This window comes from Evansella tamaricis (assembly GCF_019042215.1).
Taxonomy (GTDB): Bacteria; Bacillota; Bacilli; order Bacillales; family Salisediminibacteriaceae; genus Evansella; species Evansella tamaricis.
In genome coordinates this window covers 1-23,729 of record NZ_JAHQCS010000044.1, presented here as the reverse complement: position 1 = coordinate 23,729, position 23,729 = coordinate 1, and the positions used below count along the sequence as shown (strand labels likewise).

Annotated in this window: 21 protein-coding genes and 2 riboswitches; of the genes, 5 read left to right on the top strand and 16 right to left on the bottom strand. The window is 37.7% G+C overall.

Translation table 11 applies throughout. The features are described from left to right. Window positions 1-53 precede the first annotated feature (53 nt). The 9 genes from KS419_RS02895 to KS419_RS02855 all read right to left on the bottom strand — a co-directional run bounded on the left by KS419_RS02895 (window position 54) and on the right by KS419_RS02855 (window position 12,296). Window positions 54-575 carry an isoprenylcysteine carboxyl methyltransferase family protein gene (locus KS419_RS02895; RefSeq protein WP_217064585.1) on the bottom strand — a complete coding sequence of 174 codons (522 nt, stop codon included), beginning with the start codon at window positions 573-575 and terminating at the stop codon, window positions 54-56. Between the two features lies 1 nt (window position 576). Continuing rightward, the gene (locus KS419_RS02890; protein ID WP_217064584.1) at window positions 577-1,668 is read right to left on the bottom strand and encodes a type III polyketide synthase; all 1,092 of its coding nucleotides are present in this window, start codon (window positions 1,666-1,668) and stop codon (window positions 577-579) included. Between the two features lie 310 nt (window positions 1,669-1,978). Further along, complete coding sequence (locus KS419_RS02885; RefSeq protein WP_217064583.1) at window positions 1,979-3,292, bottom strand: NCS2 family permease; 1,314 nt, start codon at window positions 3,290-3,292, stop codon at window positions 1,979-1,981. 182 nt (window positions 3,293-3,474) lie between these two features. Continuing rightward, a riboswitch (purine riboswitch) is annotated at window positions 3,475-3,576 on the bottom strand. A 126-nt stretch (window positions 3,577-3,702) separates the two neighbouring features. After that, the gene (gene guaA, locus KS419_RS02880; RefSeq protein WP_217064582.1) at window positions 3,703-5,241 is read right to left on the bottom strand and encodes a glutamine-hydrolyzing GMP synthase; all 1,539 of its coding nucleotides are present in this window, start codon (window positions 5,239-5,241) and stop codon (window positions 3,703-3,705) included. A gap of 213 nt (window positions 5,242-5,454) precedes the next feature. Continuing rightward, window positions 5,455-5,556, bottom strand: a riboswitch (purine riboswitch). Window positions 5,557-5,592: 36 nt separating this feature from the next. Beyond that, window positions 5,593-7,860 (bottom strand): DUF4129 domain-containing transglutaminase family protein, encoded by a 2,268-nt coding sequence (locus tag KS419_RS02875; protein ID WP_217064581.1) that lies wholly within the window; start codon window positions 7,858-7,860, stop codon window positions 5,593-5,595. A gap of 11 nt (window positions 7,861-7,871) precedes the next feature. Beyond that, entirely contained in the window at window positions 7,872-9,032 is a 1,161-nt protein-coding gene (locus KS419_RS02870; RefSeq protein WP_246593627.1) for a DUF58 domain-containing protein, read from the bottom strand. A gap of 65 nt (window positions 9,033-9,097) precedes the next feature. Further along, window positions 9,098-10,021, bottom strand: a complete 924-nt coding sequence (locus tag KS419_RS02865; protein ID WP_217064600.1) for an AAA family ATPase — start codon at window positions 10,019-10,021, stop codon at window positions 9,098-9,100. Between the two features lie 405 nt (window positions 10,022-10,426). Continuing rightward, window positions 10,427-10,582 carry a hypothetical protein gene (locus KS419_RS02860; protein WP_217064579.1) on the bottom strand — a complete coding sequence of 52 codons (156 nt, stop codon included), beginning with the start codon at window positions 10,580-10,582 and terminating at the stop codon, window positions 10,427-10,429. Between the two features lie 808 nt (window positions 10,583-11,390). Further along, window positions 11,391-12,296, bottom strand: a complete 906-nt coding sequence (locus KS419_RS02855; protein WP_217064578.1) for a metal ABC transporter solute-binding protein, Zn/Mn family — start codon at window positions 12,294-12,296, stop codon at window positions 11,391-11,393. A gap of 566 nt (window positions 12,297-12,862) precedes the next feature. Here KS419_RS02855 and KS419_RS02850 point away from each other — a divergent pair. The 5 genes from KS419_RS02850 to KS419_RS02835 all read left to right on the top strand — a co-directional run bounded on the left by KS419_RS02850 (window position 12,863) and on the right by KS419_RS02835 (window position 16,922). Beyond that, window positions 12,863-13,360 (top strand): CBO0543 family protein, encoded by a 498-nt coding sequence (locus tag KS419_RS02850; protein ID WP_217064577.1) that lies wholly within the window; start codon window positions 12,863-12,865, stop codon window positions 13,358-13,360. Further along, on the top strand, window positions 13,353-13,802 hold the full coding sequence (locus tag KS419_RS24745; protein WP_246593626.1) for a hypothetical protein: 450 nt from the start codon (window positions 13,353-13,355) through the stop codon (window positions 13,800-13,802). Before KS419_RS02850 ends, KS419_RS24745 begins: the two co-directional genes overlap by 8 nt. Next, window positions 13,803-14,138: a hypothetical protein gene (locus KS419_RS24740; RefSeq protein WP_246593625.1), complete on the top strand. Its 336-nt coding sequence runs from the start codon at window positions 13,803-13,805 to the stop codon at window positions 14,136-14,138. It begins immediately after the preceding gene. A gap of 4 nt (window positions 14,139-14,142) precedes the next feature. Beyond that, window positions 14,143-14,565, top strand: coding sequence for a hypothetical protein (locus KS419_RS02840; protein WP_217064576.1), 423 nt, complete (start codon window positions 14,143-14,145; stop codon window positions 14,563-14,565). 524 nt (window positions 14,566-15,089) lie between these two features. After that, on the top strand, window positions 15,090-16,922 hold the full coding sequence (locus KS419_RS02835) for an LTA synthase family protein (protein WP_217064575.1): 1,833 nt from the start codon (window positions 15,090-15,092) through the stop codon (window positions 16,920-16,922). A 74-nt stretch (window positions 16,923-16,996) separates the two neighbouring features. Here KS419_RS02835 and KS419_RS02830 read toward each other — a convergent pair whose 3' ends face one another. The 7 genes from KS419_RS02830 to KS419_RS02800 all read right to left on the bottom strand — a co-directional run bounded on the left by KS419_RS02830 (window position 16,997) and on the right by KS419_RS02800 (window position 23,546). Further along, on the bottom strand, window positions 16,997-17,794 hold the full coding sequence (locus KS419_RS02830) for a carbohydrate ABC transporter permease (RefSeq protein ID WP_217064574.1): 798 nt from the start codon (window positions 17,792-17,794) through the stop codon (window positions 16,997-16,999). A 12-nt stretch (window positions 17,795-17,806) separates the two neighbouring features. Continuing rightward, complete coding sequence (locus tag KS419_RS02825; RefSeq protein WP_217064573.1) at window positions 17,807-18,679, bottom strand: carbohydrate ABC transporter permease; 873 nt, start codon at window positions 18,677-18,679, stop codon at window positions 17,807-17,809. A gap of 26 nt (window positions 18,680-18,705) precedes the next feature. After that, on the bottom strand, window positions 18,706-20,073 hold the full coding sequence (locus KS419_RS02820; RefSeq protein WP_217064572.1) for an ABC transporter substrate-binding protein: 1,368 nt from the start codon (window positions 20,071-20,073) through the stop codon (window positions 18,706-18,708). A gap of 5 nt (window positions 20,074-20,078) precedes the next feature. Then, window positions 20,079-20,894, bottom strand: a complete 816-nt coding sequence (locus KS419_RS02815; protein ID WP_217064571.1) for an HAD-IIA family hydrolase — start codon at window positions 20,892-20,894, stop codon at window positions 20,079-20,081. 35 nt (window positions 20,895-20,929) lie between these two features. Further along, entirely contained in the window at window positions 20,930-22,237 is a 1,308-nt protein-coding gene (locus tag KS419_RS02810; protein ID WP_217064570.1) for an alkaline phosphatase family protein, read from the bottom strand. Window positions 22,238-22,368: 131 nt separating this feature from the next. Then, window positions 22,369-22,965, bottom strand: coding sequence for a glycerol-3-phosphate responsive antiterminator (locus KS419_RS02805; RefSeq protein ID WP_217064569.1), 597 nt, complete (start codon window positions 22,963-22,965; stop codon window positions 22,369-22,371). A gap of 251 nt (window positions 22,966-23,216) precedes the next feature. Continuing rightward, window positions 23,217-23,546, bottom strand: coding sequence for a hypothetical protein (locus tag KS419_RS02800; RefSeq protein ID WP_217064568.1), 330 nt, complete (start codon window positions 23,544-23,546; stop codon window positions 23,217-23,219). Window positions 23,547-23,729 lie beyond the last annotated feature (183 nt).

Below are 23,729 nucleotides of genomic sequence, written 5' to 3'. Positions count from 1 at the left end.
GAATATCCCTATACTAACCTTTTCCACCTTTAAAAAGAAAGGGTTAAACCTAATCAATCTGATCCTTTTAGGAGAAACTGGAGTGCTTCCTCTTCTTTGGGAATACGAACAAAAATCAAAAGCAAGCTATTTAGGACGGAAAAAATCACCGCTGTGTAATAGGCTTGAAATAGAAGAGGTATCGTAAGAATTTCCACGGCTACAATCAAATAGTTTGGATGTTTTACCCATTGGTATGGGCCCTTTTTCACCATAGTCTCTCCAGGTAAGATGATGATTTTTGTATTCCAGAACTTTCCTAAGGAGAGCAGAACCCAATATCTTGCCAATTGGGCCGTTAGAAGGATACTAATTACGATTGGCCATAAAGGGTGAAACTCAGCTCCTGTTACAAGTACCTCCATAGACAGAAAAAAGAAAAAACCAGCATGGAGAAGGACAATCCATTTGTAATGTCCCTTTCCAAATTCCAGTCCTCCACGGTTAACCATCCATTTTTCGTTTCTTTTCGCTGCCACCAATTCTAATCCCCGTTGAATAAGAAGAATAGACAAAATAATAAAAAACAAAGTCATATTATAACCCCCATTCTAATAGAATCAACTCAGAACTGAACCCTGGACCAAGGGCAGTCAATATCCCTTTATGATAGTCTTCCGTATGTAAATCCATAAACTCTTTTAATACATAGAGAACAGTCGGAGAAGACATGTTTCCGTTTTTCTTTAAAACATTCCTCGGGATACTGGTCATTTCCCTCGAGAAACCTAGTGATTCCTCATATGCCTCTAACACTTTTTTTCCCCCTGGATGGGCAACAAAATAGTTTATATCCGTTAATGTTAATGCGTGTTGTATAAGGAATTCTTCCACATTAGGCTTAAGCCAATCCTTTATAATAGAAGGAATATCTTTCGAAAAAATCACCCTAAGTCCATCGTTGGTCACTTCCCACCCCATCACATCTTCAGAGTTTGGCATTAATGTTGACTGAGTCCCTTTGATGTAAGGGACAGGGCTAGTGATCAGCGGTTCTTTTTCCAGGACTTCATTACCTACAACCAAGGCACATGCTACTCCATCCGCAAATAAGGATGAGCCAATTAAATTACTTTTTCTTATATCATTTCTTTGAAAAGTTAAGCTACATAATTCACTACATAGGACTAATACCTTTGCATTGGGGTATGCTAAACAATATTCATATGCCCGTCCTATACCCGCAGCTCCACCGGCACACCCTAACCCCCAAATAGGAATTCGCTTTGTATGTTGTGAAAATGGTAGTTCATTCATAATTCTTGATTCAATCGTTGGGGTAGCCAATCCTGAACTTGAGACATAGAAAATAGCCTCAATTTCATTTTCTCGAATAGGAGTAGAAAGGTGGGAATCTTTAGTTAGACAGTTTGTTATTGCCTTCTTTCCTAACCTAACAGACTCACTAATATAAAGATTATTTTTTTCTTGGAAAGGGTGATTTGTTTGGAACCACTCTTTTGGTACTACGAAATTACGCTGTTCAATTTGTCCATTGTCAAATATCTTCATTAATCGGTCAATATCCGGAAATGAATCACGGAATAATTCCCTGACTATATGCTCTGTTTCCTTTTGTGTAATTGTAAAAGGTGGAGTTTCGGTACTAACAGAGACAACAGCTGGCATATAAAAGCCCCCTTATACCAAACTTTAACAGTATTGTGCACAAAACATGGTGATTCCATCCTATAAGTTATTAAGAAACACACATAATTTTCCACTCTCACACGGGAGTCATAAACATATTTTTGGTCCCAGAAAGAGCGAAAGCACATTGGAAAAGAGTTTAGGACAAACTCAATAAATAAAAAAGAGAGAGGCACCGTTCCCAATAAGTTTGGGTGGTGTCTCTCTTTCACCTTTTATTCTTTACTAAACTTTGTTATTGATTTTAGTTAGGTTTGTGCTAGCCTCTATGCGTTGTTGTCCGAAGTTATTAGTGCCAGATAAAGTATGCTATAAAGACGAAGAATAGAACATACATAATAGGATGAACTTCTTTTCCTCTTCCTTTAGCAAGCATTGTAATAGGATACATGACGAAACCTAAAGCAATTCCTGTTGCGATACTATATGTTAATGGCATTGCAATCACTGTTAAGAATGCTGGTACTGCGATTTCGAATTTTTTCCAATCTATATTTCCTAAAGCACTTGCCATCAATATCCCCACAACGATTAAAGCCGGTGCAGTTACAGCAGGAGCATCTGCAACAACTACTAGTAAAGGTGAAAATAAAAGTGCTACTAAGAATAATCCCCCTGTAACAATCGATGCGAAACCAGATCGTGCACCTGCAGCAATACCGGATGAAGACTCGATATAAGCAGTTGTTGTGGAAGTACCAAGTACCGCACCTACCACAGTGGCAGAAGAATCAGCAAGTAATGCTTTTTGTGCCCTTGGCAGTTTATTATCTTTAACGAAACCAGCTTGATTTGCTACTGCATAAAGTGTACCTGCTGTATCAAAGAAGTCTACGAACAAAAATGTTAGTATGACAATAACTAGTGACAACATATTAATTTCAAAAAGCTCCGGATTTGTGAAAGGCTCTAAAAACGCTCCGAATGTAGGAGCAATACTTGGAACCGAACCGATGATACTTGATGGGGCGGGAGCTAAATTAAAGATTACCGCAACAATTGCAGTAAGAATCATTCCGTAAAAAATACCACCCTTAAGCCCCATAGCCATTAAAATGACCGTAACTATAATACCAAAGACAGCCAATAGTGTTGCACCATTAGTAAAGTCTCCAAGTTCTACGATTGTTGCTTCAGAAAGAACGATTATATCCGCAGCTTGTAATCCAATAAATGCGATAAATAGACCAATACCTGCTGCTGCTGCATATTTTAATTCTGCCGGTATTGCATTAATAATTAGTTCCCGAATCCCTACCACTGTAATAATAATGAAGATAATACCTGAGATAAATACACCTAATAATGCTGTTTGCCAAGGAATCCCTAAACCGATAACAACAGAAAATGTAAAGAATGCGTTTAATCCCATTCCTGGTGCTAAAGCAATCGGATACTTAGCCAGAACACCCATAATAATTGATCCTATAGCCGCTGCTAATGCAGTTGCAACGAATACTGCTCCTTCGTCCATTCCCGCAATGCCAAGATAATAAGGATTAACGAACAAAATGTAAGCCATTGCCAAGAACGTTGTTAAACCACCAAGTGTTTCCGTTTTGTAGTCAGTGCCTAATTCTTTGAACTGAAAATAACGATCCATCTGCCAACTCTCCTTTTTATTAACAAATTTTAAATCTGCAAAACTAATTTTTCAGAGCTTATTGTACCCTTGTATAAAAAAATAACTCCGAACCCAACATAAATTGGGCCCGGAGCAAAGAATAAATGAAAACGAAACGATAAATATGTATAAGATAAGATGGAAATTCCCATGCACTCCATACACTTCTATTCATCATTCGTAGTCAAGCCATTTACGGTAGCTCGGTAGAGACTAGCGGGCCCTATTCCCGCAATTATACGAACATTAATTTATAAACGAACGATTATAAAGATTATAAAAATAAGTTTACCAACGCCCAGGACCACTGTCAACACAAAAAACGAATATTAAGTGTGATCACTAAAAAAATATTCGTTTTTTAGTGAATGTTAGACAATAACCTTAAACTACTCCCACTCAATTGTGGAAGGTGGTTTAGACGTAATATCGTAGACGACCCGATTAACGTGCTTTACTTCATTAACAATTCTGGTCGATATGACTTCTAACACATCATATGGAATCCTCGCCCAATCTGATGTCATTCCATCAATGGAAGTTACTGCACGAACTCCGACAGTATAGTCATAGGTTCTCGCATCTCCCATAACACCAACGCTTCTCATATCAGGTAAAGCAGTGAAATACTGCCATATCTCCCGATCCAAACCAGCTTTTTTTATTTCATCCCGTAGGATGGCGTCAGATTCCCGAACAATCTCTAGCTTTTCTTCTGTTATTTCTCCTAAAACACGGATTCCTAGTCCAGGACCTGGAAAAGGTTGTCTCCAAACGATTTCATCAGGTAAACCAAGCTCAGTTCCAACTGCACGTACCTCATCCTTGAATAATGTATTCAATGGTTCAATTAATTCAAATTTCATATCTTCTGGGAGACCCCCAACATTATGATGGGATTTGATTGTTTGAGCAGTGTCCGTCCCACTTTCAATAATGTCCGTATAAAGAGTGCCTTGAGCAAGAAAATCTACATCCTGTAACTTCCCTGCCTCCTCTTCAAAAACATAGATAAACTCATTTCCAATTATTTTACGCTTTTGCTCAGGGTCCTTAACACCTTGCAATCGAGATAAGAAACGTTCTTTTGCATCTATTTTAATGACATTCATATCAAAACCTTCAGAAAATGTTTTCATAACACTTTCCGCTTCATTTTTCCGGAGAAGTCCATGATCGATAAACATACAAATTAGTTGATCTCCAATTGCTTTGTGGAGTAGGGCTGCAACTACAGAAGAATCAACTCCGCCACTCAATGCGCACAATACTTTTCGGTCACCAACTAATTCAGTGACCTTGTCCACTTCCATTTCAATAAAATTTTCCATGGACCAGTTTCCTTCACATTCACAAATTCCATAAACAAAGTTCTTTAACATCTCATTCCCGTATTCTGAATTACGAACTTCCGGATGGAATTGAACACCATAAAGTTTTCGGTCCTCATCACTCATGGCTGCCACGGGACAGGAAACATTGGTGGCATCAACCTTAAAACCTGATGGAGGTGCTACCACTAGGTCTCCATGACTCATCCAAACAGATTGTTTTTCCTCCAACCCTGCATATAACTTGCTTTTGTTTTCAACTGTAATCGTTGCTTTTCCATATTCTCGATGATTAGCTGCCTCAACACTACCTTTAAAATGGTGTGTCATTAATTGCATACCATAACAAATTCCAAGCACTGGAATACCTAAATCAAATATTTTCTCATCACACCTAGGGGCACCTTCTGCATAAACACTACCTGGGCCTCCAGAAAAAATAATCCCCTTAGGATTCATTTCTTTTATCTCTTCAACAGTGATTTTATGGGATAACAATTCACTGAATACTCCAAGATCCCTTATACGCCGTGCTATGAGTTGATTATATTGTCCTCCAAAATCCAGGACAATTATTTTTTCTTGAATTTCTTGCATTGTACATCCACCTTTTCTAATAAATATTTCAAAACGCAAAATTCCAACTGCACCATTCCTTATGGGCATACCCGTCCGTTAAGGAACTTCGTAGACTATTGCTGCCACCGAAGTAATCGCTCGTTGCTGAATTTTTAAACTTTCTTATATTTTAACAAAAAAAACTAGAAATACCCTTCGCATTTGGACACAAAGGCAGTATTTCTAGTTTTCACAGGAAAACATCGCCTTCATAGTCAGGTTGTTTATGGCAACCTGGTAGAGACTCTTAGGCCATATTCCTAAGGATATATGAGGTATGGAATGAATCTATTGAATTCAAATTATTTTAGCAAGAAAAAAATCAAATGGTCAAGGGTTTAACGCTTTAACTAATTCTTCCCAGTCTTTCCGCTGCTTTTCCCATTCCCCATTGAACTCTTTTCCTCCATAATACATTCTTTCGTATGTTTTAGTGAGTTTAGCCATAGACATGGAATTTAAGACGCGATCCACTCTAGTGGCATACTCCCTAAGTGTTTCCCCTTCTCCACGAGGCAACCCTTCGTTTTTGAGTATCCAGAGAAGCCGATCATAGGCGGACAAGAATTTCTCATCTTTCCCAAGGATTCTGTATTTCATTAAAAAATACCTATTTTGTATCCGGTTTTGTTTTTGGTAGAAAATCATTACCATTAATAAGACGACAATGGAAATTATCACGTTTTTCGTTGTGAGCCATTCAATGCCTGATTTCGTATTACGTCCACTGCCACTGGCTGCTCCTGGTTCAAAGTCTTCATTCTCTTCTTCCCAAAGTGGCATTAAGTCTTCCCGTTCAGGTGTTTCCTGTTCATCCCTGTCTTCCTCTGAGCTCTCTATGTCTGTAACTGTTTCTTCCTCTTCTTCATAAAATTCCACATTATTAGTAAAACCCTGTGTTGGTTCAAACGGTACCCATCCAACATCCGGAAAATATACTTCTACCCAAGAGTGAGCATTAGAATTTTTCACCTCATACCGATGACCTTCACCCACTTCTTCCAGTTCTTCTCCTGCTGTAAAGCCCTTTACCCAACGAGTAGGTATATCAACGGCCCTCAATAAAACGGCCATGGCAGTAGAATAATTATCACAATACCCATATTGTGTTTCAAATAGAAATTGATCAACATAGTCTTGACCTTCGACTGGGGTTGGAACGTCAGTAGTCCTATATTCATACCCATTTCGCGAAAAATATTGTTCCACTGCTATAACCTGGTCATAGCGATTATCATAATCAGAAGTAATTTCTTCTGCAAGATTTGAAACCCTTTCTGGAAGGTCCTCTGGAAGCTGCAGATAGAGGTCTCTTATACTATCTGGATCATCCTCTGAACTATCACGGAGTTGATTTAGCGAAAACTTAGGATAGTCGTATGTTAGGCCATATTCCTTAAATACTATAGTATTGTCGTCTGCACTAATTTTTCCACCATTCACATCTGTGAGGAAGGTGAATGGTAAGTCATTATCTTCTGAACTCCCTATAGGTTCAAACGATAGTAGAGAGCGGTCCACATCGGTTAACTGCCCCGGATAAAAAAGGTGATTAAAGCCCACTCCATCAGCCATTGTAATCAGGACTTCCCTCTCTTCTACATGGACAGAGTTCCGGTACATGTAATAATCAATTGCATTTTCTACATAACTACTTTCTGATTCTACTAATCTTGGTTCCCCTATCCAGCCACGACCAGTATACTCGTGTTTAGAATCCCCTCTCCAATAAGCAGCCTCCTCTGCCACTGCAAAAAAGACAGTACTATGATCCTGTATAAATCCTCCCCCCAGCAGTTCATCATTTTCACCATAGCCCACTCGGTTTACACTTCCACTGCCATGTCCTTCACCAAGAACATAGCGTTGAAATGTGGGAACGGGATCATCCCATTGAGGGTCAAATTTAGGTGCTGCATAACCAATAGAGGTGGCGATTAAAATCATAAATATAAGTGTATACATCCATGCAGTGGATATATATGTTCCCTTTATCCTCTTAATAGCCTTTTCCTCTTCTTGAACTTTTAACATATGAAGGAGTGTCATCATAAAGAAACCAATGACAACGATCCTGATAATAGCCATAGATGCATCAATCGCTGTAAAAGTATCTAATACAGTAATATAAATAATGGTGGAAAGTAAAAAGAAAAAGATTTTTCTAGTATGGAAAATCCAGAAATATAGCAGGTAACAAATTAATGCCAAAAGTAAAAATAAAAGGAGAGTCCGAAAGAAGTTCGTTAATGAAGCCAAATCCCACATATATATTAAGCTTATGTTATAGATGGATTCAGACATAAACAAACGAAAGGTCTCGAGACCCCCTTCTCTAGAAAAAAAACTTTCCCTTGAGAAAATATAATTTAAACCGTATAACATCCCTAAAAACAAGCAGGGGACAATAAACTTTATTGGAATACGCAAATAAATTAGGGCTGAACTAAAAAATGCAAACCATATAAAAACGTCAATATGACCTGTATTTGAAACGGTTGGAATTGGTCTAAGCCATTCCCACAGGAGTAAAAAAGCTAATACATATATAAAAAAATGTGTTATGGAGGTGGGTCTTTGCCCAGCCAAACGTTTCATTTAATCACCTACTAGGATGGGATCGCATGGTCTAAGTTTCCGCCAGAAAGCAAATATACTTCTGCACCATAACGTTTTAATTCTTTCACTCGCTTTTCTTCCCAAGGATCTGAATTTGTCCCTCGGTCTAACAGACAGAAATAAACTTTAATTCTTCTAGATAAATAAATGCGTAAACGTTCTAACATCGCATCTGTAATTTCTGTAGAAGCAATAATAACTGTTATTCCATTTGGAATCTGATCTTCATATTCCTGTATCGCCCCGCTAAAATCCCCATTAAATATCCCTTCCACCTTTGAAAGATGCCTTACAATCCTTTTTTGATGTTCGGTCCCTGAATCTAATGGATAAATACTGCTAACAGTCCCTATCGACCACAAACCAAGTAGATGCTGTTTACGGTTAGCATGCATTACAATAGATGTCACTAATTCAATAGATTTTTCATAAGCCTCTATCGTTTGATAATTATCTTCCGGAAGGTAATTATTTAGCACAACTAAAAAGTTCTGTCCGTAATATTCTTCAAATTCTTTCGTCATCAACTTGTTCGAGCGCGCTGTTACTTTCCAATCAATACTGGTTAGTTTATCTCCCGGTTCATATTCCCTTGCACCAGCAACTGAGGTAACATCTTCAATAAAATCAAGGGATGACATCCTTGTTTCCGCTTCATGTCTTTCGTATGCCGTCCAATGTTCAATTTCATGATAGTTGGGATAGATTAGAATAGTTTCTTCTAAAGAAACGAACTTCTTTTTTTGAAAGAGACCAAACATATCACTAGTTTCTAAATGCACTCCATGGAGGCTGTATTCCCCCCGGTTTACTTCTGGAATGACGTATGAATATTCCAATTCCCTCTTAATGGTTGGATAAAAAATCATCCTTGAGCGATTCATCGGTGCTTGTTTTAAAAGCCTGGAGCCTACATCATCATAAACAGATAAATAAAGGAATGGAAACGGCCATTTCCTCCTAATGGTAACCGTTATTTTCAATTCGGATCCTGCAGTTAATGCTCCATTCCCAATAGACCTAGAGACATGAAAACTTCCAAGGGGAATAGCTGCATACAGTAGCATAAGGACCACTAGGATCGTTGTACTGTAAAACAAAAACCAGCTGACAAAACCACCTTGAAACATGGCATAACTAAAGATTGCCAAGAACAATCCTACAACAAAAAAGCCCCTTACCAACATTTTCACACTATGCCATATACGAGTCAGTTTCATTTTGCCGTTTCATTCCCGACTGGAATGGGAACGTGATCAATAACATCTTTAATAATCCGTTCATTTGTCATTTCAGACAGTTTGGCATCGGAATTTAATAAAACACGGTGCTGGAGGGCGTATGGTGCTAATGTTTTCACATCATCTGGAACTACAAAATCACGATCTTGCATGAATGCATAGGCCTGAGCTGCTTTCATTAAAGCAATAGATGCCCGTGGACTTGCACCTAAATATACAGCATGGTGTTGTCTTGTGCCATTTACTAAATTTATGATGTACCGTTTCACCGTTTCATCCACGTAGATGTTTACTACCTTTTTTTGCATTTGAATTAAGTCTTTTAATGAAATAACAGCCTCTAACTCGGCAATTGGATGTCCCTTTTCCACTCGGTTTAACACTTCTAATTCTTCTTGTTTGGAAGGATATCCAATTTTAAATTTAAATAGGAATCTGTCTAATTGTGCTTCTGGTAATGGGTATGTCCCCCCATATTCAATTGGGTTTTGAGTAGCCATGACAAAGAATGGCTCCTGCAATTCTCTAGTTTCCCCATCAGTTGTGACACTGCCTTCTTCAAGAGCTTCTAATAATGCAGCTTGTGTTTTAGGCGACGTTCGGTTAATTTCATCTGCCAGGACTACGTTGGCCATAATTGGACCTGGGCGGAATTGAAATTCCATTGTTTTCTGATTAAAAACAGAAACACCAGTTACATCAGAGGGAAGAAGGTCGGGAGTAAATTGAATTCGCTTAAATTCAGCCCCGAGGGACTTGGCAATAGCTCTAACCAACATTGTTTTCCCTACACCAGGAACATCTTCCAATAGAACATGCCCCCCGCTCAAAAGTGCTATGAAGCTAAGTTCAATTTCCTTTCGCTTTCCCACAACCACTTTTTCCACATTTTCTATCATACTATTAATCTGTGGCTCGACCACAGAAGAATTACGACGGCTTCTCAAGGTAACAACCTCCTTCTTATGTTGGAAAAATAAATTTATTCAAAAAAATAGTTACATATGATTATCATAACACGAAGGTTAGATTTATTCGTGAAAATTAATTCCGTTTTTATTAGTAAAATACACTTTTTCTTCCAAGTACTTTGGGAATTTGTCTCTAGTAATGTAAACGTTTCTTAATACAGAAAGTTTCATTAAGCTACTAAAAAAAATTGGGCTTGTCTTAAAAAGGAGGATTCTTCCTAAATAAAACAACCTCAATTGAACTTATAACCCTTGTTGTGATGTTGATTACCTAATGATGTATTTTTTTTTGCTTCATTTCCTTTTCCCTAGCCGTAATTGTACTTTCGTTAACTAACACAACATCATTTTAATAAACCGCTCTGCATGTTCATCACCCTTTGTGATGACTGTTAGATCTTTTTGCGCGATACCATTTTTCGTTAATCCCTCTACCATTTCAGACTTTTGATCTAATGAATGGGTAACTCCAACCACTTTTTCGGTCATATTAATAGCACCTCCAATTGGCTAACAGAGTAAAGTCACCCTTGAACTTTCTCGTTAAACTAAACAAGTAGTATCCAAAACAGCTGAATACTCTAGCAGAATTAACAAAGGACCTGGTTCTATAGAGGGCACTGAAAAAGTTCTTTTCACTTTTTCGGTGCCCTCGTTCTATCTATAGCCTGTTTTTTATTCAATCACACGTTTGGCTTAATTGAATATGATATTATCAATAAGTTTACCTTACGCAACTTATTTTCACTTGAGAAAAAACACTGTTTCGAGGGGGATTTAGAAGTGACGAAAGCCTTGGCTATGGTTATTGTTATTCTCTTATCTATTTCATCTCCATACATTAAAAAATATATTTACAGTAAAAAAGTGGGTGTCCCAAAAGTATAACGTTTGGTGGCACCCTCTTCTTTATAAGGTCCACTTTACAGTTTACTCAAAACTGCTACAGGCAGACGCTTTCACACAAGGCACAAGTGCGACATCTGTTCCTACTCCCTTCTGTCGTACTCGCAGTGTCTTCTTTGCCGTGGGCAACGCCTCAGCCTTCCTCGGAAAAACCGCCCTGCGGGGTCTTCGGCTGTTGCTTTTTAAATTAACTGGAAAGTTATTTTAAACTTTTTCAGTTCCTTCGTTGCTTTTCCCACAGGAGACGCCGCCTTACTCATTTCGAGTATATATTATTACATAGGGAAATCACTTGTACATTTTTAACAAAATGAAAAATAAGAAAATCGCTCCTTTTGGTATAATTAAAGTACCACCAATAATACACCAAAGGAGCGATTTTCTTATGAATTTATTCGCTTAATCCACTAACAAATACATTTACATTCTCTCTCATCATTTTGATATACGTTTCAGCCCCACTACCTTCAGGACCAATAGCATCCGTATAAACCTCTCCTGCAATTGGAACCCCTGTGTTTTCTGAAATGGTTTCCATATAACGTTTATCTACTGTAGTTTCCACAAATACAGCCGGGAGGTTCTTTTCCCCTACAATATCAATGACACGATTCATTTGCTGCGGAGTACCCTCTTCATGGGAGTTGATTTCCCAGACACCTTCTGTTTGAAAACCATAATCTTCCCCAAAATATTTAAATGCATTTTCACTGACAACGATAACGCGATGCTCTTCTTGAATTTGTTGAACTTGTTCCTCAATCCATTCATCAAGTTCCATTAATTCCTCAATATACGCCTCTGCATTTTCTCTATAGATTGATTCCCCATCTGGATCCCTTGCCACAAGGTCCTCAACAATATTTTCAACATATTGAATCACATTTTTAGGACTTAACCATGCATGTGGATCATCTTCATCATCACCAACTAAAGGAATTGGCGTTACTCCAGAAGATACTTCCACAATTTCCGTTTCCGTTACATTTGAAACAATTTTTTCCAGCCATTCTTCTAAGTCAAGTCCATTAATGTAAAAAACATCTGCGTCACTTACTTTTTGGAAATCACTAGGCACTGGCTCATACTCATGTGGTTCTTCCCCTATTGGAACAATATACTCCACACTACCGTAATCACCAATAATTTGTGAAATGATATCACCTAATACCGAAAAACTAGTTGTAATTGTCAGTCCATCTTCCGATACACTCTCACCATCATTGTCCCCTGTACTACACGCAGCCAATAGCAAACTAAACAAAAGAATTACAGACAGAAACTTTTTTTTAAACATTCCTTCTCCTCCTCTTACCATTAAACGTAATTTCAATAGTAGACAATATTTTTCTGATTTGTCCATACTAAATTTTGTTGTATCAAGGAAACATTTTAAGTAAAAATTTTTTGGAATTTCTTTAGTTTATTAATTTTGTGTCGTAGTTAATTTTTGGTACTCAGCTATATTTGTTTACCTAATGCAACTTTCCAAATCATTATAAAAGAAAACCATGCTAACTGTCTATACTTTTTTTAAAATTTTTATCACGTCTCCTAAAATTAAATCTTTATGAAACACTCCTAGCATATGCCTATGCTCTAAAATTGTTTATAGAAAATTTTAATAAAGCGAGAAAAGCACAAGCGCCTATGGTCACGAGCGTAGGGCAGTGGAGGAATGACAACCTGAAGTCCGCTCTTCGACTTCAGTTGTCACTTCCGAAGGTGTCATAACTTATAAATTCTTACCTATCAAAGAAATATTAACTAAGGTCCTCTTATTTACTAAGGAAATTCATGTAATTTAATGCAATGTTGTACATACTACTATTAAACATTTATTAAGAATGGAGAGGCTTTCCATTGGCATATGAAAAAGAAAAGACTGTTTTGATTTCTTCTTGGATTATCAGTGTTGTGCTGCTCATCCTCTTTGTCCCAAAAAATAAAATTCGAAATGCCCATGTTGCATTTTTATTTAAGCAGGCAATCACATGGTTATTTGGACTGATTGTCGTGGAGAAGGGATTGATTACATATCCAATCCGTTTTTTTAAAAAAGCAAATAAGGCAAGTTTTACTTTTGAGTATTTTGTTTACCCTACACTTTGTACACTTTTCAATATCCATTATCCTGAGAAAAAATCCAATTTAATAAAGTTACTGTTTTACTTTTTTCACACATCGCTAATTGTTGTGTTTGAATATTATGCAGTTAAAAAAACCAGGCTTATTACATACCCAAAATGGCGATGGTATTGGAGTTTTATTACCATATGGGGTACATATTATATCTCAAGAATTTATTATCGCTGGTTTTTTCGTGACTCCATTAACCACGAAGGTGAAATGAGTGGATAGTAAAACATCAACACAGTCAGCCCGCTACTATCGTGCCTATGTCAGTTCTTTTAATACTAATATTATTCAGCTTAAAAATCCTTGGGTCGCTGCCTGGTGGTCAGCTGCTTTCCCGGGTATGGGGCATATTATGTTGAGTGCCTATATAAAGGGATTCATTTTATTTGCTTGGGAATTCATAATCAATGTGAATGCAAAAGTCAATTTAGCGATGGTTTATTCTTTCACAGGAGAATTTGAAAAGGCGAAGGAAGTTATTAATACGGAATGGGTTTTATTATACATTCCCGTTTACATCGCTTCTATATGGGACAGTTATCGTAAATCGGTAGACATTAATAAGATATATGTCCTCGCAAATAAAGATAAGGCACCAATCGTCCCGTTTAAACTAGGGGCAATGGGATTAAATTTTTTAGATAAGAGACAACCGTGGTTATAGATGGTTTGGTCTATCCTAATGCCTGGTATGGGACATCTTTATTTAAAGCGGATTCCAACGGGATTTTTTCTCCTGTTATGCTGGATTGTTTGTACTTATTTCTCAAATTTTTTGCCAGCCCTTCATCTAACCCTTTTAGGTAGGTTGAGTGAAGGAACCGAAATTCTTAACCCACAATGGGCATTATTTATGCCGTCCCTATACGGGTTTGCTGTTTATGAATCCTATTCATTAGCAATAGAATACAATAAATTGTTTAAAACGGAACAATCGGAGTACTTGAGAAAAAATTATCAAAATCTACACTTGAAATTACTTGAGGATAAAAGAGGTTGATCCCATGTTAGTTATCTCATCATTCGAACAATCCACTTCATTGGAAATTGCTATTGCTAATTTGGAGCAAAATGGAATAAATAAAACCAAAATCTTAGCTGTACCTTTCGAAAAAAGGAGGGAAGAGAAGAAATTATTTGATAGCATTCATCGATCAGATGGTGTCAGTCTCTTTGATATAGCAGCAGCACTGGGGACGGCCTGTTCTGTGTTAGGGGCATCCTTTGGCTTCATTTTAAAATGGGGGCCAATTATTTGGGGATTACTAGGTCTGGCTATTGGTGCCATTATCGGTTTTATCATCGATTACTTTTATACGAAAAAGAAAACAAAAAAACAGGAGAAAGTACCCGATTCCTTCTCGGAAGTTGTTCTGATTGTTGATTGTGAAGATACATTGGGAGAAAAGGTGGAGAATATACTTTAGTCTAATCTTGCATTAGGTGTTGCACGAGTTAACAATAATAAAACGAAAGACCATAAATAGAAAGGTATGAAGCATACAACCGGAAAGCAGAGAAGTAGGTCTCACTTGTCAATATAATAACTGGTTTCTAACTATTTGATCCCGGCACGGTGATATGGGATTTCAATGGACCGGAGGCAATTACCGGGTCGAGCTTTAATTTCGTAATGATCACTGGAACGACAATCCCAACGATGGTTGCATATCCAGTATTACCGATAGCTCATCTCCAGCTCAACTCAAATAACGAGCTTTCCACAGAAAATCTAATAGAATATTAAAAAACTTTTATCAAAAAGTTAACAATTTATTAAATCTGCTAAATATGTTGTCCAGTCCGTTTTGTAAACTTAAATAAGGGAAATAAATATATAAATCTATAAATTCATGTAAATATGAAATCAACATTGCACTAATTCCTTCCATATACTAAAATAGAGACTGCTATTTCCATTTTTATGGGATAAAAAGAAAGGGATGCGAAAATGGAAAATTTTATAAATCACCATAGATTTATGCTTCTATGTTTAGTTTTGTTATGGATGAAAACGTTCATAGTATCCTTGATAACTTTTGACATAAATATTAACCAGTATATCGAAGCATTAGTATTCTTTGTAAATCCACTCTTTATTTTATTGATTGTCTATAGTATTGGACTCATGTTAAAGCCGAAACTTCAAGTTTTATATTTCCTTACCGTCAGTACCCTTTTGACCGTCGTCCTCTATTCTAATGTTGTTTACTATCGGGAATTCAGCGACGTTATCACTCTGCCGATGCTATTAATGGGCGGTAATATGGGGGACTTGAGCACCAGTATCTTTGCCTTAATACACTGGTCAGATTTTCTTTATTTCATTGATATAGTCCTTATTAGTTTAGTTCTTATAAAAAAATTTAGCTGGTTTACAGTTAACCAAACCACTTTTGGAAAATCAAAACCAATCTTTATTACAGTGATGGTTTTTTTCACAATTGCCATTTCTCAAGTGAGCTTTCTAGATAAAAGTTACACGTTTAATCGCAATCAATTAATTCAGACATTGGGCATTTATAACTTCTATCTATATGATGCTTTCGTTCATACACAAACAAGTACACAAACTGTATTTGCGGAAGAAGACGACTGGTCTTCCATAGAAAAACATTTAGAAACCCATCGTGTCGATCCTAATCCTGATATGTTTGGTGCTGCAGAAGATATGAATGTGATCATTGTATCACTTGAATCTGTTGAAAGTTTTGTCATTGAAGAAAGTATTAACGGAGAAGAAATCACACCTTTCATTAATGAACTTATTGAAGATAGTTTTTACTTTGAAAATTTTTACTACCAAACAGGGCAAGGGAAAACCTCTGATGCTGAATTTCTTATTAACACCTCCCTTTATCCTTTAGGAAGAGGTGCTGTGTTTTTAACTCATGCAGAAAATGAATGGAATGCCCTGCCAAAAACGTTGGTAAATCATGGATATACAACTGCTAATTTTCACGCAAACGATCTAACTTTCTATAATCGGAATGTAATGTACGATAGTTTAGGTTATACAGACACATACTCTTTTAGTGACTATAAAATCTCCATGATGAATTCTGTGGGATGGGGAATGAAGGATATTGATTTTGTAGAGCAATCAATGGATTTTATAAAGGAAATTCCGGAACCTTTTTATGGGAAAATGTTAACATTAACAAATCATTTTCCTTATCATTTAGAGGAAGAGGATCAATTGATAGAACCTTTCGATTCAGAAAGTAATGTCGTTAATCAATATTTCCCAACTGTCCGATATACAGACGAGGCAATGAGAATATTAGTGGAGCGACTTAAAGAAGATGGCCTCTATGAAAATACGGTTCTCGTGATGTACGGCGACCACTATGGTATCGCAAACAGTCATTACGAGGAATTAAGCACCTTCTTAGGGAAAAAGATTGATATCTTTGAATCAATGAAACTGGAACGCGTGCCTCTTCTCATCCATATTCCAGGAATGGAAGGGGAGCGAATCGATTCTGTATCTGGTCAAGTGGACGTTATGCCCACCTTACTCAATCTATTAGGAATACCGGAGGGGGATCATATCATGTTCGGTAATGACTTGTTTGCTGAAGACAGGGATGACTTTGCTGTATTACGAAATGGTTCCGTCATTACCGATGACTTAATCTATACAAATGATATGTGTTTTAACACTGCAACCGGGGAACAAATTTCCCTCGATTCTTGTGAAGATATTCAAGAAAAAGGGGCAATGGAGCTTTTTTATTCCGACAAGATTATTTATGGAGATCTTTTCCGATTTTTAGATTAATCTGCAGAATACAAGTGTTAGCCAAAACCCAACTTAATTGCTTCGGCATGGAGTTGGGTTTTTCTGACCTGCTCCTATTTAATCCCTGTTTGCATAAAACTATTCATAAATTGCCTTTGAAAAATAAGAAATGCTAAAAGCAGTGGCGCCACTACAATAATTGTAGCTGCTGTCAATACTGCAAACTGCGCTCCCGTTTCATATGATCCGGAAAATAACGAAAGCCCCACTGTAATCGGCCGATTTTTTTCTGAATTAGTGACAATGAGTGGCCATAAGAAATTGTTCCAGTGTGTACTAACTGACACTAAACTAAAAGCAACATACGTTGGAACGGAAAGGGGAAGATAGATTTTCGTTATAATTCTGAGTGGCCCACACCCATCGATTCGTGCCGCTTCTTCTAGCTCTGCTGGAATTGATTTGAACTGCTGGCGGAGCAAAAATACCCCTAACGCTGTCATAAAATAAGGCATCATTACAGCCAGTTTCGTATCAATCAAGGAAAAATCACTGATGATTTGAAAGTTTGGTACGATTAATGCTTCGTTTGGTACCATCAGTTGAACAAGGAATAGAACAAATAAAATTTCCTTTCCTTTAAACTCCATTTTTGCAAAAACATACGCAGCCAATGTTGCAGTAAATAACTGAACACTTAGGATTCCCAGTACTATAATCGTCGTATTTAAGTAATACTGTAAAAAAGGAGCCCCTGACCAGGCTGATGTATAGTTATCTAACGTATAGGTGAATTGAAATAAACCTGATCCAATGGTTTCTCTTGGTTGAAACGAGGTAAGGAACACCCAGATAAATGGAACGAGCCATAATGCTCCTAATACATACATACTTAATCTCATTAACTTCATTTGACTCACCCCTTACCTGTAATGGATTTTCCGCTCTAATACGACAAGTTGGAACACAGCTATAGAAAGCAAGATTACTAGAAAAATGATTGTCAAAACCGCTGCTTTACTGTCATTCCAGTACGAAAAGGCCGTTTGATATATGTAAAATAGAAGTAAATTACTTGCATTGTTTGGACCTCCACCCGTCATAACAACGAGATGATCCACTAGTTTAAACGCATTCGTAGTTGCTAAAATAAGGACAAACAATGTAGTTGGCATAAGCAGTGGAAAAGTGATACGGGAAAAGCTTTGCCACGAATTCGCCCCGTCCAATTTAGTCGATTCATAGATTTCCTTGGAGAGATTTTGTAAACCTGCCAGGTAAAAAATCATATAAAACCCTGCTTCCTTCCAGATAGCCATCACGATGGTTCCCCATAAAACTGTTTCCGTATTCCCCAGTATGTTCAATGATGATATTCCAAATAGGGAAAGGAACTGGCTTAGTAAGCCAAAATTAGGAGTATACACAAATAACCATATATTTGCGATCGCAACAGAAGGAATGATTGCCGGATAAAAAAAGACTGCTCGCATTATCCCGCTCCCGATAAATTTCCGGTTAAGAAACAAGGCCATACTAAGTGCCAAAGCCATACTAATGGGAACAACTGCTAAAACAAACGTTACTGTATTGCCCATTACCTTCCAAAACACCTTGTCATCCTTAAGCATCAAATAGTTTTCCATCCCTACAAAAAACGTCTCTCCACGGAAAGTATGAGTAAAACTCTGGATCAACGTCTGTATCATTGGATAAAAGGTAAACAAGATAAGGAAAACAAGGGAAGGAAGGAGGAAGAACCATGTATGCAGTTTAGTTCTTAATCTCTTTTTCATTCTTCCTTCCTCTCCCCTAGTATAAATTATTGTTTATATGGAGCTAATAATTGATCTGCTTGTTCCTGAGCCGCTTTTAACGCTTCTTCTGCTGTCATCTCCCCTAATAAGGCAGCTTGAACAAAGTCAGAAAGAATTTGTTGAATCTCAGCATTGTGATATGTTGAAATAGATGCATGTGCGTGTTCCAATTGATCCCTTGCTGTTGCCGCTTGTGGGAATTCTTCCAGATATGCTTTCATGATCTCTGTTTCATATGAAGATTCTGTTGCTCCCACATAACCTGTGTCAATACTCCATTGAGCCATTACATCTGGGCTCGTAGCATATTTAATGAATTCCCAAGCACCGCGCTCTTCCTCTTCACTAATACCATTAAAGATATAGAAACTTCCTCCACCAACAGGTGTACCATGATCACGGTTTCCTGCTGGTAAATAAGCTGTTCCAAATTCAAAACTTGCATTATCTCGAATATTAGCTAGGTTTCCAGTTGTGTGGACCATCATTGCCGTTTGTCCTTCTAAGAAACTTGTAGGAGAAGTTGCCCAATCAATAACTGGATCTTGCATAATTCCATGAACAGAGGCTAAGTCCCTCCAAAATTCTAATGCTTCCACATTTTCCGGAGTATCAAAATAAACTTCTGTACCATCACTAGACATTAAGTTCTTTCCATTTTGAAGTGCTAACCCTTGAAATAACCAAGCCACAAAGGAAGTGGAAGGAATTTCATAACCCCATTGATCATCCGTCGTCAAAAGTTTTCCATATTCTACGATCTCATCCCAAGTTGTAGGTGGTGTTTCAGGGTCTAAGCCTGCTGCCTCAAATGCCTCTTTGTTGTAAAACAGAATTTGTGTACTACGTTGGAACGGGATACTATACGTACTTCCTTCTGTTTGACCATTCTCTAAAAACCCGTAATAGAAGTCGTTTAAATAATCGTCTCCACCTGATTCTTCAATAAGATCATCTAAAGCAATAATCATGTCAGATTCAAGGAGTGCAAATAATTCTGTAGAAGATAAAACCGTTAAGTGGGGTTGATCTCCACTTCTCATTGCTGTTTGAGCTTTCGTCATCGTTTCTCCATAACTACCCGTATAAATGGGATTAACAATGTACGCATCTTGCTCAGCATTAAAATCATCTGCCATCGTGTTGATCAGTTCTGTGATCGGTCCCCCAACAGCTACAGGAAAATAAAGAGTTATTTCTGTCGGATCTTGAGCAATTTCCTCCTGTTTCTCCTCTTCCTTTGTTTGATCTTCAGAAGATTCGTTCGTAGTGTCATTGTCCTTTTCTGATACATTTCCTTCCGCCTCATTTGAACAACCAACAGCAAAACTGATTAACAACATCAATACTAAAATGGATACTAGTTTTTTCATAATCCTTATACCTCCGCTTTTATATTTAATGTATTTAATAATTGCCCTAGCTCACTTATTGTTCTTACTGTAATATCAGGAACCGTTTCACTCTGTTCGATCGTTTGATTTCCTTTTAGCCAAACTGTCATTAGTCCCGCTTGTTTGCCACCATAAATGTCCGTTAAAAGATTGTCTCCAATCATGGCGCATTGGGAAGGTACTAATTGATTGTCCGTTAATATTTTCTGTAGCAATAAAGGATTTGGCTTCCCCACGACAAACCCTTTTTTTCCTGACATAAATTCTAATGCAGATGCAATAGCACCCGTTTCAGGAACCTTATTCCCATCGGCATCCAGGTGAAAGGAATCGGGATTTGTTTTCACTAACGCAGCCCCATCTTCCAAGTCCCTTGCCAGAAAAGTTAATTTTTCATAGGTGAAGTTTATGTCTCTGCCAACGACTACCCAATCGGGACATTGTTTCGCCTCTATCGGCAATATACGGTGACCTGCATTCATAAGGCTCTCATGTAGTCGATTACTTCCTGCAACTTTTAACACAACTGAACCGTGAAGGGAATATAAATAGTCCCCTATAAAACCCGTTGGGTGATAAATCTCATTTGGAGAAACAAAAATCTCCATCTGATGAAGTCGTTCGGCAATATCCATTGCTGAATCTGTTGAGTTATTGGAAACAAAGAAAACTTTTTTCTGTTTGGATCGAAGGAAGTCTACGAGTTCCTTAGCCCCTTGTGCAGGACTTTCTCCAAAATAAATACAGCCATCTAAATCAAATAAATAAGCGTCAACTTTCTCAAGTAGTCCTGTTACCATTCCTAAACCTCCACATATCTCTATCTGCCTCCTCTTTAATCCAGTGCCTCACCACCTTTAAAGATCTGTTTCAAGATGCGACCATCGCTGTGTGAAAAAGGAAGTTGATAGTTAAAGGCAATCGTCGGGGCTATATCCACGATATGCATATTTTCAATTTTCCCCGAACCAATGGACGGACCCGCTGCGATGAAAAATGGAGTAAGATCTTCCGAATTGGGAAAATGACCATGTTTTCCTTTCGCTGACTGCACTTCCATGTAGACTGGACCTTCTTTATCATCCTCCACTGCATATGTATCATGCTTTAGTCCCACGATCATATCGGGGCAAACCAACGGCCACTCCCCTTCTCCCGGGAAACCACTGGAGGGAAAATCATCCCTGGTAAACAGCAGATCTACTGCAGATTCGTTTCGAAGAACATCTGAAACAGATTCTACGGTCACGTTTTCCTTATCGTTTAGATAAATAAGTAGACTGCCTCCATTGCTCACTGCTATGACACTGGATCTTTCCTTTTGATTACGATTAATCCAGCCCTTTTCAGCGAATAATCGATTTGGATAAAACTCCCGCTTCATATCTGTCAAACCATGATCAGAAAAGAGGTATACGTCTGTTTGGTTAGATAAATTTTCGTTTTCAAGTGTATTCATCAATTCCCCTAATAGGGAATCAATATATTCTATTGCCCAATAGACTTGAGGACTGTCATTACCATAATCGTGATGATAGCTATCTACTAATAAAAAATGTAAAAATGTAATGTCAGGCTGTTTATTAATGAATAAATACTCTGCTATCTTGGCCGTTAAATGATCTTGCAGGTGGCCTTGTCCATGATCTGTACTCCATTCCCCGTATTTATGAACTGGATAGCCACTCCTTTTAAGTTCCTCCCAAAAGGTTTGGGTGGCAAATTCATCGAATAGTTCCTGTTCATAAAATTCAGGAATATTCCAATCTATCTTGGATGCACCTCTCGTGACTGGCCAGCAAAGAGAAGCGGTTGTATAGCCATATTCTTTCGCAACATCATACAAAGCAGGAACAGAGACCACCTTATCCTTGTCATATTCCCGGTCCCCAAAGAATTCCCCCTTTTCATTCTTTTGTCGATCAAATACCCAATTTCCAAGTACTCCGTGTTTTCCTGGGTATGTACCAGTAACCACTGATGTATGAATGGTCCAAGTGGAAGTGGGAAATACCGTTGTTAACTGATCACAGAAAACACCTTTTTTCATTAGGTTTTTCATATTTTTCAACTGGATCTTGGAGTTTTTTAAATACTTGGCAGCCATGCCGTCAATGCTGATTATCAATGTCTTATTGGACAATTTTTCTATCCCCTTTCTATTAAACTTGGAAAAAAAAGAAAGCTCTGTACAAATATGTGCGCAGGACAGACTCCCACATCCACACTTGTACAGAGCTTTCTCTCATATCACTTCACTCTGTTTATTTTTATTTAATTATCCGTTGTTTGAAACAATTTATCGAAGGTTAAATCCCACAACATCTGTTCACTTACGGAGAGGCTCGTCGCCCCCGCCTGAAGACTTGTTTCCACTTCCGATTTGGAAGAAATTAATCCACTTGCAATAATAGGGGTATTTTCCGCTCGTGCAGAGAATGTTTCAATCACCTTTGGAATAACACCAGGCATAATTTCAATCCCATCAGGTTGAATATCTTCCAAAATCCTTAACCCTTTATGAATGGTTAAGGAATCTAATACAAAAAAGTGTAAAATACCGTAAATACCTACCTTTTTCGCTTCCTTCACTAAATGGCTTTTAGGAGTAATTATACCATCAGCATGAATATCTGCTATAAATTCCACTACTTCTCTATCGGAATTAGATAACCCTTTTATTAAGTCAATATGCACAAACGCTCTCTTACCTTTTCCATGGGTCGACCTTACAGCTTTTTCCATTTCATTCATTCTGCCACACATGAAAAAAATATTGTCCACTTGACTTTCCAATGCAAGGGGAAGATCGTTCATGTCCCTTAAAGCAGCTATGATTGGCTTCTTTCCAAGTACATGTAATAAGGACATTTAAATATCCCTCACCATCATTATCTTTCTATTCACTATGATACCGAAGAATTTTGAATTCAATATAGAGAAAATGTAAATGTTCTATTAAGAAATTTGAATGCCTTGTTCATAAAGGAGACAAGTTAGACAATTTTAAGAAGAGTAGTGATAGCGTGTAAGGACTGGTTGGCCAACAAATCATGAGATCTTATGGGATAGTAGGAATTTCCGGGGAAAAATATGGTGCATTTTAAGAAATGTCAATTTGATTAACCAAAATACACTCCGACACTCCCTTCTTTTTTTGCAGTTTCTAAACAGTTTAGTAAAAACTCTGATATCTGGTTTTTATCCCAATAAAAGATATCCGTTTCGGTTAAAGAATCCTCTTTATTATATTGTTGATTATAGTTATTCCAAGCTTCTTCCATTTGTTGAACCGTGAAATTAGAACTTTCTCCTGACCCACTTACCCCTGCATTGAATTTGTTTGCATCAAGTAAACTGTACAATATGAATGCGTTGTAATTCCCCATGCTAAATCGAGCATAAGCAATTTCCTCTCCGGCTTGATTATATCCTGAGATATCGTGTCCCATATAAAGCCCTCCTTTAAATTAGTTAATTTAATTACCGTAGACAAACACTTAGACTATAAGAAAAGCGCAAGCGCCTTTGGTCACGAGTGTAGGGCAGTGGAGGAATGACAACCTGAAGTCCGCTCTTTGACTTCAGTTGTCACTTCCGAAGTGCCCCGCAGCGAGTAGGCGCTGGAGCTGGAC

Excerpts from the sequence above, each read along its gene's own strand:
- KS419_RS02895 (WP_217064585.1), bottom strand. The coding sequence starts at position 575 with ATGACTTTGTTTTTTATTATTTTGTCTATTCTTCTTATTCAACGGGGA.
- KS419_RS02890 (WP_217064584.1), bottom strand. The coding sequence starts at position 1,668 with ATGCCAGCTGTTGTCTCTGTTAGTACCGAAACTCCACCTTTTACAATT.
- KS419_RS02885 (WP_217064583.1), bottom strand. The coding sequence starts at position 3,292 with ATGGATCGTTATTTTCAGTTCAAAGAATTAGGCACTGACTACAAAACG.
- guaA (WP_217064582.1), bottom strand. The coding sequence starts at position 5,241 with ATGCAAGAAATTCAAGAAAAAATAATTGTCCTGGATTTTGGAGGACAA.
- KS419_RS02875 (WP_217064581.1), bottom strand. The coding sequence starts at position 7,860 with ATGAAACGTTTGGCTGGGCAAAGACCCACCTCCATAACACATTTTTTT.
- KS419_RS02865 (WP_217064600.1), bottom strand. The coding sequence starts at position 10,021 with ATGATAGAAAATGTGGAAAAAGTGGTTGTGGGAAAGCGAAAGGAAATT.
- KS419_RS02860 (WP_217064579.1), bottom strand. The coding sequence starts at position 10,582 with ATGACCGAAAAAGTGGTTGGAGTTACCCATTCATTAGATCAAAAGTCT.
- KS419_RS02855 (WP_217064578.1), bottom strand. The coding sequence starts at position 12,296 with ATGTTTAAAAAAAAGTTTCTGTCTGTAATTCTTTTGTTTAGTTTGCTA.
- KS419_RS24740 (WP_246593625.1), top strand. The coding sequence starts at position 13,803 with ATGGTTTGGTCTATCCTAATGCCTGGTATGGGACATCTTTATTTAAAG.
- KS419_RS02840 (WP_217064576.1), top strand. The coding sequence starts at position 14,143 with ATGTTAGTTATCTCATCATTCGAACAATCCACTTCATTGGAAATTGCT.
- KS419_RS02835 (WP_217064575.1), top strand. The coding sequence starts at position 15,090 with ATGGAAAATTTTATAAATCACCATAGATTTATGCTTCTATGTTTAGTT.
- KS419_RS02830 (WP_217064574.1), bottom strand. The coding sequence starts at position 17,794 with ATGAAGTTAATGAGATTAAGTATGTATGTATTAGGAGCATTATGGCTC.
- KS419_RS02825 (WP_217064573.1), bottom strand. The coding sequence starts at position 18,679 with ATGAAAAAGAGATTAAGAACTAAACTGCATACATGGTTCTTCCTCCTT.
- KS419_RS02820 (WP_217064572.1), bottom strand. The coding sequence starts at position 20,073 with ATGAAAAAACTAGTATCCATTTTAGTATTGATGTTGTTAATCAGTTTT.
- KS419_RS02815 (WP_217064571.1), bottom strand. The coding sequence starts at position 20,894 with ATGGTAACAGGACTACTTGAGAAAGTTGACGCTTATTTATTTGATTTA.
- KS419_RS02805 (WP_217064569.1), bottom strand. The coding sequence starts at position 22,965 with ATGTCCTTATTACATGTACTTGGAAAGAAGCCAATCATAGCTGCTTTA.
- KS419_RS02800 (WP_217064568.1), bottom strand. The coding sequence starts at position 23,546 with ATGGGACACGATATCTCAGGATATAATCAAGCCGGAGAGGAAATTGCT.